The sequence below is a fragment of the Streptomyces anatolicus genome, assembly GCF_019400875.1.
Classification (GTDB): Bacteria; Actinomycetota; Actinomycetes; order Streptomycetales; family Streptomycetaceae; genus Streptomyces; species Streptomyces anatolicus.
Window position 1 is genome coordinate 1 of record NZ_WMBF01000421.1, and the last position, 5,605, is coordinate 5,605.

The window sequence follows — 5,605 nt, forward strand, 5'->3', positions numbered from 1 at the left end:
GACAAGCGCCGCTCCAGCAGCTCCCGCCCCCCCGCCCGCAACGCCCGCTGGTCATCCGTCAGTTGGAAATCCATACGGACCTTCACCGCCCCTTCGGGAGGCCGAGGATCCGCTCGGCCACGATGTTCCGCTGGATCTGCGAGGTCCCGGCGGCGATCGTGTACGACAGCGAGGAGAGCCGGTCCAGGCTCCACTCGTGCCCGAGGTCGAGCGCGCCCGCGCCGAGCACCTGCGCGGCGGCCTCGTACAGCTCCTGGCGCGCGTGGGAGTACCGCAGCTTGAAGACCGAGCCGCCCGCTCCCGGCACGCCTCCCGAGCGCTGCGCCTCGCTCACGTTCCACTGCGTGAGCCGCCACAGCGCCGAGAACTCCGCGGCGAGGCGGCCGAGCCGGCGGCGCAGCGCCGGGTCGTCCCAGCGGCCGTTCGCGCGGGCCTCGCTTGCGATCTCGCCTAGCACCCGGCGGCAGGCGACCACCTCCCCCACGAAGGCGGTGCCCCGCTCGTAGGAGAGGGTCACCATGGTCACGCGCCAGCCGTCGTTCTCGTCGCCGACGCGGTGGGCCACCGGGACGCGCACCTCGTCGAGGAACATCTCGGCGAACTCGGTCGAGCCCGCGAGGGTCCGCAGCGGGCGCACGGTGATCCCCGGGGCGTCCATCGGCATGGCGAGCCAGGTGATGCCCCGGTGCTTGGGCACGGCCTCGCTCACCGGTGTCGTGCGCACGAGGAGTTCGCACCAGTCGGCGACCTCCGCGTGGGAGGTCCAGATCTTGGACCCGCTCACCACGTAGTGGTCGCCGTCGCGCCACGCGCGCGTGCGCAGCGACGCGAGGTCGGAGCCCGCGTCGGGTTCGCTGAACCCCTGGCACCACACCTCGTCGCCGCGCAGCACGGGCGGCAGCCATCGCGCCCGCTGTTCGGGCGTGCCCTCGGAGGCGATGGTCGGCCCGGCGTGCAGCAGGCCCACGAAGTTGGCGCCCACATAGGGGGCGCCCGCCTTCTCCGTCTCCTCCAGGAAGATCAGCCGCTGGGTGGGGGACGCGTCCCAGTGCACGTGGCCGTAGCCCGCGTCGTACAGGGCGCGCTGCCAGCCGGTGTCGTACGCGCGCCGCCCGGGCCAGTCCTGGGGCGAGGGCCTGGCGGGGAGCTTCGGCAGAGCCGTCGCCAGCCACTCCCGCAGACCCGCCCGGAAGGCTTCCTCCTCCTCGGTGTACGTGAGGTCCATGCGGCTCCTACGCGTCCGGAAAGGGGATCTGACGTCCCGTCAGAATGCAGGCTAGCCCCGCACCCCTGGACCGACAAGGCGCCGGGGCTTACGCTCTCCGCACTATCTGACGTGCCGTCAGTTCGGCGACGTATGGACGGGGAGGGGGCCGCATGAAGGCCTCGGGGCACGAGACCGCGTACGAACTGAACGAGTCCGCCCACGAAATGACCGAGTCCGCCCACGAGCTGAACGAGACCGCCCACCGACTGGGCGAGTCCCGCACACTCTGGGAACTCCTCGCGCGCCGCGCCGACCTCACGCCCGACAGGCCCGTCCTCATCCAGGCCGCCGCCGACCCCGCCGACGACCGCACGCTCACCTTCGGCGCCCTGCGCGAGCGCGCCGAACGGGTCGCCGCCGGGCTTTACGGCATGGGCGTACGCCCCGGCACGGTCGTCGCCTGGCAGCTGCCCACGCGCGTGGAGACCGCCCTGCTCTCCTTCGCCCTCGCCCGCATCGGAGCCGTCCAGTCGCCCGTCATCCCCTTCCACCGCGACCGCGAGGCCGGCTTCGCGCTGCGGGAGTCCAAGGCGGAGTTCTTCGCGGTGCCCGGCGTCTGGCGCGGCTTCGACCACGGCGAGATGGCGCGGCGGCTCGGCGCCAGAGGCGTCTTAGAGGCGTACGACGCGCTGCCCGACGCCGACCCGGCCGTGCTGCCCCCGCCGCCCTCCGAAGGCACCTCGGTGCGCTGGATCTACTGGACGTCGGGCACCACCTCCGACCCCAAGGGCGTGCTGCACACGGACCGTTCACTGATCGCGGGCGGCTCGTGCCTGGCCCACGCCCTGCGCCTGACGGTCTCGGACGTCGGTTCGATGGCGTTCCCCTTCGCGCACATCGCGGGCCCCGACTACACGGTCATGCTGCTCCTGTACGGCTTCCCCGCGGTGATGTTCGAGCACTTCGCGCTGCCCGCCGCGCTCGACGGCTACCGGCGGCACGGCGTGACCGTGGCGGGCGGCTCGACGGCGTTCTACTCGATGTTCCTGGCCGAGCAGCGCAAGCTGCCGCCGGGCGAGAAGGTCATCCCGACGCTGCGGCTCCTCGCGGGCGGCGGGGCGCCCAAGCCGCCGGAGATCTACCACGCGGTGGTACGCGAGCTGGGGTGCCAACTCACCCACGGGTACGGCATGACCGAGGTGCCGATGATCACCATGGGCGATCCGGACGACACGCCCGAACACCTCGCGACGACCGAGGGGCGGCCCCCGGCCGGCATGGAGATCCGCGTCACCGGCCCCGACGGTGAGGTGCTGCCTCCGGAGACGGACGGCGAGGTCCGGCTGCGCGGCGAGGCGGTCTGCCAGGGGTACCTCGACCCGGAGCAGAGCGCGGCCGCCTTCGACGCGGACGGCTTCCTGCTCACCGGGGACCTCGGGCACCTCACCGGGACCGGCCATCTGGTCCTCACCGGGCGGGCGAAGGACATCATCATCCGCAAGGGCGAGAACATCTCGGCCAAGGAGATCGAGGACCTGCTCCACCGGCACCCGGCCGTCGGTGACGCGGCGGTCGTCGGGCTCCCCGACCCCGAACGCGGCGAGCGTGTCTGCGCGGTGGTCGAACAGAACGGCGGAACCGAGCCGTTGACCCTGGAGGCGGTCGCCTCGTATCTGCGCGGGGAAGGCCTCGCCACCTACAAGCTGCCGGAACAGCTGGAGGTCGTCGAGGCGCTTCCCCGCAACGAGACACTGCGCAAGGTCCTCAAGTACAAGCTCAGGGAGCGCTTCTCAGGGCCTGGAAGCGATCACTCCGGAGCGCTCACTCAGGGACCGTGAAGTACTCCGCGAAGGCCGTCACGATCTCCTGCTCGGCGATCTTCCCGTCACCGTCCGCGTCGAGGCCGGTGGCCGACTCCGCCGCGACGTCCTCGGGCACGCCGAGCGCCTTGAGGGCCCGCTCGACCTCGCCCGGCGCGACCGCGCCGTCGCCGTCGGAGTCGGCGATGGCGAGCGCCGCGTGCAGGAAGGGGCGGGCGATCTCGGCGAACCGCTGGGAGTTGTCCCGCAGCCGCTTCACCGCGCCGCCCACGAACTCGCCCTGGGTGATCCGCTGGTCCCCGTCCCGGTCCGCGATCCCGGCCATGCCCTGCCAGAACGCCTCGGCGCCGCTGTAGAGCGCCTGGCCCTTCTCGGACCGCGCCGTCACGCCGAACTCCTTGCACAGGGCGGCGGCCGCCGTGCTGAAGTCCTCACGGGAGATGTACTTGTTGCCGTCCTGGTCGAAGGTGGCGAACCGGGCAGCGATCTTACGCTCGTACTCGGCACTGTCCATGATCTTCGGGCTGCCTCACTTCCGCGATTGGTTGCACTTCACAGGGTGGGTACCCCGGCAGCGAGCGTACGTCGTCCAAGGCGCCCCGGAGACCGGAAAGCGCTGCTTGTGGCAAGACCGCCGGAATTCCGGGACAAGGGTGTTGCCACGGGGCGATGTGCTGCACTGGTGCGCGTGGAAGTGGTAGCGGCGAGCGTCATAGCGGTGTTGGGGACCCTCCTGGGCGCGGGGGTCACCCACTCCTTCCAGCGCAGGGCGATCGAGCGGACGGAGGAGTTCACCCGCGGCGAGAAGCTGCGGCAGGAGCGGATCGACGCCTACTGCGCCTACGCGGGCGCGCTGGTCAACTACCGGCGGACCCTGGTCGACCGCTGGTTCAGCAGGCACGAGAACCGGCCCGATGACGGCGCGGAGGCGCGCTTCCGCTCCTACGAGATGCGGTCCGAGGCCCAGGAGGCACTGTTCCGGGTGCAGTTGCTGACCAGCGACGACGAACTGGTGCGACTGGCCTGGGAAACCCTCGACCACGTCTCCGAGGTGCACCAGACCGACGACCGCGACGACCTCGCGGAGCGGCGCCGGATCTCCCGCGACGCGATCAACACCTTTGTGGCGACCGCCAAGCGGCACGTGTGAGGGGCCCCGCTTAGGCGGAGAGCGGGGTGGCTTCCTCGTCGAGGGCGGCCAGGACGTCCGGGTAGACCTCGAAGAGCCTGCGTACGCCGAGGGCGGCGAGTACGCGGTTGACGTGTGAGCCGTCCACGGCGCCCTGCGCGGGCAGGATCAGCCGCAGCCGGCCCTGGCAGGAGCGGATCAGACGGCGGGTGGCGATCAGCACGCCGACGCCGCTGGAATCGCAGAACAGCACGTCGGAGAGGTCGAGGACGACACTGCGGCGGCCGTCCGCCACCGCGTCGTGCACACGCTGGCGCAGCACGGGCGAGGTGAGCAGGTCCATCTCGCCGGACACGCGCAGCACGGCCCAGCCGGCCTCCTCGCCCACCGTCACCTTGAGCGTCACGCGCCACGCCTCTCGCTCGCCATGCCGTCCCGCCGCCCGGAGTGATCCGGAAGCGGTCCTTACGCTTCGTTCTGCTGCGGCTGCCCCAACCGCCCTCCCATGAAACACCAGGACCTCACCGTCAATATCATCCGGTGTCCGGGACGGGCCGCGCTTTGGCATAAACAAGAGTGCGCTGTCAGTGCCGCCGACTACATTCGAGGGGGAGTCGGAAACAGGAAGCCAGGAAGTACTGTCGAAGGACAGGGCAGGCCGGAGCAGGACAGAGCAGAGCAGGGCAGGGCAAGCGCACGAGGGGGTCGCATGCCGAAGGACGCGCCGCGGCGCTGGGACCGCCGGATGCAGCAGCGGCTGGCGCACGGGGAGGCCGCCGCGCTCGGCGAGTTGTACGACCGCTTCGCCTCGCTCGTGCACAGCCTCGCCCACCGCGTCCTCGGCGACGAGTGCGGCGCCGACCGCATCACCCGCGAGGTCTTCGCCCACGTCTGGGAGAACCCCGACGCGTACGACCCCCGGCAGGGCCCCCTGCGCTCCTGGATCGCCACGCTCACCCACCAGCGGGCCGTCCGCAGGCTCCGCCAGACCGAGTCCGCGGCCCTCGCCCTCAGCGGCGAGGGCACCCCGGAGGAGCTGGAGCGCAAGGTCCGCCGCGCCTCGGCCGCCGCCCGCGCCGACTACATCGTCACGGCCATGCCCACCCCACTGCGGGCCGCACTCGAACTGGCGTACTTCCAGCGGCGCGACTACCGCCAGACGGCGGCCGACCTCGGCGTCACCGAGGACGAGGCCCGGCGCAGGCTCCGCCTCGGCCTCCAGCTCCTGTCGACCGCCAACGACACCGCGGACCCCTCCGCGAGCCCGGCCCCCGGTGCCCCGCCCGGCCACGGGACCGCGCTGTGAACGGCTCCGACCGCCCCGAGCCGTACGAAGAGCCCGGCGGCCCTGGCCCCGACCCCGACTCAGGCCCCGAATCGGAATCCGAATCCGCCGAGCAGCGCCCCGCCGCCCCGCGCATACCGCTGCCGCGCTCCTCCATAGAGGAC

Annotated in this window: 6 protein-coding genes; 3 read left to right on the forward strand and 3 right to left on the reverse strand. The window is 71.9% G+C overall.

Annotated features, from left to right (window positions below; translation table 11 throughout):
• Positions 1-82 precede the first annotated feature (82 nt).
• The gene (locus GKQ77_RS26495; protein WP_219691451.1) at positions 83-1,225 is read right to left on the reverse strand and encodes an acyl-CoA dehydrogenase family protein; all 1,143 of its coding nucleotides are present in this window, start codon (positions 1,223-1,225) and stop codon (positions 83-85) included.
• 227 nt (positions 1,226-1,452) lie between these two features.
• On the opposite strand from GKQ77_RS26495, the gene GKQ77_RS26500 reads away from it, so the two are divergent.
• Complete coding sequence (locus GKQ77_RS26500; RefSeq protein ID WP_219691456.1) at positions 1,453-3,045, forward strand: class I adenylate-forming enzyme family protein; 1,593 nt, start codon at positions 1,453-1,455, stop codon at positions 3,043-3,045.
• Here the strand turns inward: GKQ77_RS26500 and GKQ77_RS26505 are convergent.
• Positions 3,029-3,541, reverse strand: coding sequence for an EF-hand domain-containing protein (locus tag GKQ77_RS26505; protein WP_219691452.1), 513 nt, complete (start codon positions 3,539-3,541; stop codon positions 3,029-3,031). The two genes, GKQ77_RS26500 and GKQ77_RS26505, sit on opposite strands and share 17 nt — an antisense overlap.
• Before the next feature lie 174 nt (positions 3,542-3,715).
• Between GKQ77_RS26505 and kilB the strand changes: the two genes are divergently transcribed.
• Entirely contained in the window at positions 3,716-4,177 is a 462-nt protein-coding gene (gene kilB / locus GKQ77_RS26510; protein WP_219691453.1) for a plasmid transfer protein KilB, read from the forward strand.
• A gap of 10 nt (positions 4,178-4,187) precedes the next feature.
• Here the strand turns inward: kilB and GKQ77_RS26515 are convergent, their stop codons facing one another.
• Positions 4,188-4,562 (reverse strand): STAS domain-containing protein, encoded by a 375-nt coding sequence (locus GKQ77_RS26515; RefSeq protein ID WP_219691454.1) that lies wholly within the window; start codon positions 4,560-4,562, stop codon positions 4,188-4,190.
• Between the two features lie 303 nt (positions 4,563-4,865).
• Between GKQ77_RS26515 and GKQ77_RS26520 the strand changes: the two genes are divergently transcribed.
• Positions 4,866-5,462 carry a sigma-70 family RNA polymerase sigma factor gene (locus tag GKQ77_RS26520; protein ID WP_219691455.1) on the forward strand — a complete coding sequence of 199 codons (597 nt, stop codon included), beginning with the start codon at positions 4,866-4,868 and terminating at the stop codon, positions 5,460-5,462.
• Positions 5,463-5,605: the final 143 nt, after the last annotated feature.